Raw genomic sequence first — 4,316 nt, 5'->3', positions numbered from 1 at the left:
CCGGGCCGACTTTAGCAGGAGCGATCGATTGCGATTGGGCTGCTTGCTGTACTACTTGTGTCATCGGTTGAGCCTGGGGTTCAGGCTTTTCGAGTCCGAACAGTCTTTTAAACCAACCCATAGTAGTCTCCTGAAAATACACTTTTTACAAAGATAACTCTAGAATTCCCAAAGACTCGTAATTGTTGCAAAACTAAGCGAAATTTATCAAAATGTTTTTCCGGCAGACTTTCAAAATCTGGTAGTCTTGCAATATCGGGGTTTTGATAGCGGTGGGTCAAATTATTTACCCGAACTCTAGTTGATATTATTCGGAAAGAGGATTGTTGTCCTCGCTACAAACGCGGTAGATAATATTGTTGGGCTTCTGACCAATTTAGTTTCAGCAATGAATCATCTCCACCGGGAAGCTGGAAACTCGGCTTAATTGCTTTGACGCCCAAAGCGTTAATAATCTGCGCTGCTACAGCTTTCGCCAACAGCGGCGGTACAGAATTTCCGACTTGGCGGAAACCGTGCCATTTGGTGACGTGAAATCTAAACCAGTCAGGATAGGAATGCAGCCGCGCAGCTTCTCTGACTGTAATGCACCGAGGGACGATCGGGTGAATCGGCCTTGGCGAAGTATAAGCGCCCCTCGCCCTGTCGGTTCCAGCCCTGAGAGTGTTGCAAACTCCGTCGGGGTGCAGCTTGTAAAAACGGCTGATCGGCTCTTTTTCGCCGTAGGCGGAGGCTGCAAATCTTTCTATACATTCGGGAGAATGTTTTGTGCGCCGACTCGAAGAGAGGATTTGTCGATCGTACTGGCGATCGTAACCATAATCATTTTCAAAATCATCGAATCCGCGCAAAAAACTCGCGTAATCGCTGCTGCAATTTCCGTACTCTGCTACTACCCAATCTCGGTGCAGCAACTCGCTGTACTTTTCCACTTCCGGCAAATCTCCAATCGCATCCCAAACAGTCGGAACAGCAGGTAAATTAATTTTTTTATAGCGTTTAGGAAGTTTATTTTTCGGTAGCATAGTCGTTGGCTGAGGATATTTTGGCAGATCAAAGTTTTTTTTGCACCCAATCAAAAACAATCGTTTGCGAGCTTGCGGCACTCCGTAGTGAGCGGCATTCAGAACTTGATAGTTTTCTTCTACTTGATAGCCTGATTCCAGAAAAGAACTAATTAAAATGTTCAGGAGTTCTTTGTGTTTGCCTGCCACAATTCCCGGCACATTTTCCATGACAAAAAACTTGGTTTTTAACTCTAAAACTAAGCGGTGAAAGTGAAAAATTAGAGAATTTCGCGGGTCCTCCACATCGCGCTTTCCCATCAGCGAGAATCCTTGACAGGGCGAACCGCTGATTACTACGTCTATCTCCCGCTTGCCGATCGCAGATTTGTTCCTAATTTCCGCTCCTGTTAGCTGTGCGACATCTTTGCACAAAATAGAACACATCGGGAAATTAAACTCGTGTGTCGCGCAGTGAATTGGGTCAATTTCGACGGAAGCAAGTACATCAAAACCTGCTTGTTCAAAGCCGAGAGTCATGCCGCCCGCGCCTGCAAATAAATCAACAGCGATCGGTCGCTTTTTCCGATTGCTCGACATAACATTTCAATACTAAAATTGTTTTAATTTGCTGTATTTAATTTAACATTTTTCATTATTTCGGCAGCCGCGCGATCGCAAACCCCCAAATCTCCGAGACTTTGGCGCATTTGGCGATAGCCCGCTTTTGTTTCCTGGCGCCGATCGGCATTTTGCAGCAATTCCAGTGCGTGGTTGACGATATTTTCCGCAGTAGCATCGTCTTGCAGCAACTCCGGGACGATCGGCTTCATTTCCACCAAATTCGGCGGAGACATAAAAGGAATCGAAAATTTCAGTACGTGGCGAGCAATCATCGCTGTAATCGGACTGACGCGGTAAGCAACAACTTGCGGAACGTCCAGCAAAGCTAATTCCAAATTAACAGTACCAGATTTTGCGATCGCCAGATCGGCAGCAGCCAAAATTTCCAGAGTTTGATTTTCCAACAAAGTAGCCCGCAAACCGTAATTCTCGATCGCCTGTTCGATTTTGCTCTCAAAAGCTTGGTTAGCAAGCGGAATCCAAAAATGAACCTCCGGCAATTGGGCTTGAATAATTCGAGCAGCCTCAAATATAACCGGCATCAGGTACTTGAGTTCTTGCTTTCTAGAAGCCGGAATTAGGGCCACCGACACCTGTTCCGGCGCAATTCCCAAAGTTTTGCGGGCAGCTTCCCGGCAGGGCGCAGATTGAATTCTATCCACCAAAGGATGACCTACCCAACTCACCTCGGCTCCTTTTTCCCGATAATAACTAGCTTCCTCGGGGAAAATCGCCAAAATGCGATCGGCAATACTGACAATCAAATCCGTATTGCGAGGAGAAATCGACCAAACCCATTCTTGAGGTGCGATATACCAAACCACGGGCAAATTTGGCAAACAGCGGCGAATGTAGCTACCAATACCGAGATTTGGAGTCAAATAATCAATCAATACAACCGCATCCGGGGGAAATTTTTTGAGATATTGTTTAGCTTTTTGCTGAACTTGGATTGTCGGCCAAATATACGGCACTGATTCTATAAGACCCATAGAACCAATACTGACAGTATCGCCTAAAATAGTAGCGCCAGCTTCCGCCATGCGTCCCCCACCCAAAGCTGTTATTTCTATATCCAAACCAGCGGCGACAGCATGGCGTTTTAAGGCAGCAACTAACAAAGCTCCTTGCAAATCGCCAGAAACCTCACCAGTGCTGATAAAAATTTTCATATTTTCAATTAAACTCTGATTTTAAACGGGTGAAATTTGTTGTAACAACTCAGTCACAGCATCATATTGATCTGGCATATTAGCACAGCGCAGGAGTAATTCTAAATCGAGGTCTGGCAGAAATGTACTGCGGGTAATTTGCTCGTAATTTTCACCTCTCAAGCAGTAGAGAGATAACTGATTGTTTTGCCAAAACCAAACTTCCCGAACTCCCAATCGTTTGTAAAATTCTAAAGTATCTATTCCGCCGCTGGTAATTACCACTTCAATAGCAATATCTGGGACTGTTTTTGGAGCACCTATATCATAGGAATCATCCGGCTCTTTTCTACCTCCCAACTCTCTGTTACCCAGAGTCGGCCCGCCCTTGCCGTAAAATCGAATCCCGCTTGCTCTCATATACGCTTCTAGCAGCATACAGAGCGTTTTTTTGATGATTTCGTGTTCCGGGGAGACAGTCATAAGTTGCAGGATGCGATCGAGATAGAAAAATTTTACACCGCCGATATCTTTAAAGGCTGATTCGATCGCTTCAAATTGTTCCCAGCTAACATCTGATAACCTGATGCAGCCATCTTGTTCTGTTTCAAGAAATGTAGATTTGACTGAAGTATATACATTCATAGGGCCAGCATCGCTCTGTGGATAGATTTATTCTAGCCCATTCACTTTTTACCAGGAATCAAACCGCGCCGCCCTTTGCTGACAGACTGCTGCACAAATCTCCGCAGGTGCTGCAAGTGGGGATTTTCTGGCAACAAATCCAACTGTTCCAAAGCTTGATTTAGGGTGTAGCCAGAATGGTATAAAATCCGAAAAGTTTTCTTCAAAACCAGCAAATCTTCTGGGGTTAAACCGGCGCGTTCGAGGCCTATTTTGTTGATTGCTCGCACTCTCGAAGGATTTCCCTCGACTAGCATATAAGGAGGTACATCTCGATCGATCCTGCTCAAGCCGCCCACCATCGACAAGCGGCCGATGCGGACAAACTGGTGAACGCCCAAAACCCCGCTCAGTCTGGCTTGAGACTCGATTTTGACGTGTCCGGCCAAGGCTACGGCGTTGGCGATAATTACCTGGTCTCCGAGCTCGCAATTGTGACCGACATGAACGTAAGCCATCAACAAATTACGATCGCCCATTGTGGTGCTTTCTCCCGCTCCAGTAGCGCGGTTGATTGTCACGTATTCCCGAATCACATTGCTGTCACCAATTGTTACCCTAGTCAGCGAACCTTCATATTTCAAATCTTGAGGTTCCAGGCCAATCGCCGCACCGGGAAAAATTTGATTTTTAGCACCTATTTCTGTTAGCCCATCGATAATTGCATGAGCGCCAATCTTAGTCTCCGGCCCGATTTTCACTCTTTCCCCAATTACAGCATAAGCGCCCACTTCTACAGTCGGGTGCAGTTCGGCGCGGGGATGAATCACAGCAGTTGGGTGAATCAAAGTAAGCATTTTTAATTAGTCTATTGTCTGTTGACGGTTGATGGTTGTCATTAGTCATTAGTCAT

The 4,316-nt window shown here is 45.8% G+C and carries 4 protein-coding genes; all 4 read right to left on the bottom strand.

The features are described 5' to 3' along the window. Nucleotides 1-335 precede the first annotated feature (335 nt). Genes WBA89_RS08800 through lpxA form a run of 4 tightly spaced genes read right to left on the bottom strand, consistent with a single transcriptional unit; the run spans nt 336 to nt 4,260 of the window. On the bottom strand, nt 336-1,604 hold the full coding sequence (locus tag WBA89_RS08800) for a DNA cytosine methyltransferase (RefSeq protein WP_424405692.1): 1,269 nt from the start codon (nt 1,602-1,604) through the stop codon (nt 336-338). Nucleotides 1,605-1,627: 23 nt separating this feature from the next. Continuing rightward, nucleotides 1,628-2,800 (bottom strand): lipid-A-disaccharide synthase, encoded by a 1,173-nt coding sequence (lpxB, locus tag WBA89_RS08795; protein WP_424405690.1) that lies wholly within the window; start codon nt 2,798-2,800, stop codon nt 1,628-1,630. A 21-nt stretch (nt 2,801-2,821) separates the two neighbouring features. After that, nucleotides 2,822-3,424, bottom strand: a complete 603-nt coding sequence (locus WBA89_RS08790) for a Uma2 family endonuclease (RefSeq protein WP_333092728.1) — start codon at nt 3,422-3,424, stop codon at nt 2,822-2,824. 41 nt (nt 3,425-3,465) lie between these two features. Then, nucleotides 3,466-4,260: an acyl-ACP--UDP-N-acetylglucosamine O-acyltransferase gene (gene lpxA, locus WBA89_RS08785; RefSeq protein ID WP_424405688.1), complete on the bottom strand. Its 795-nt coding sequence runs from the start codon at nt 4,258-4,260 to the stop codon at nt 3,466-3,468. Nucleotides 4,261-4,316: the final 56 nt, after the last annotated feature.

The sequence above is a fragment of the Microcoleus sp. genome (assembly GCF_049646505.1).
In the GTDB taxonomy this organism is placed as follows: Bacteria; Cyanobacteriota; Cyanobacteriia; order Cyanobacteriales; family Microcoleaceae; genus Microcoleus.
The sequence above is the reverse complement of the archived record's forward strand: the minus strand, read 5'-3'. Positions and strand labels throughout refer to the sequence as shown.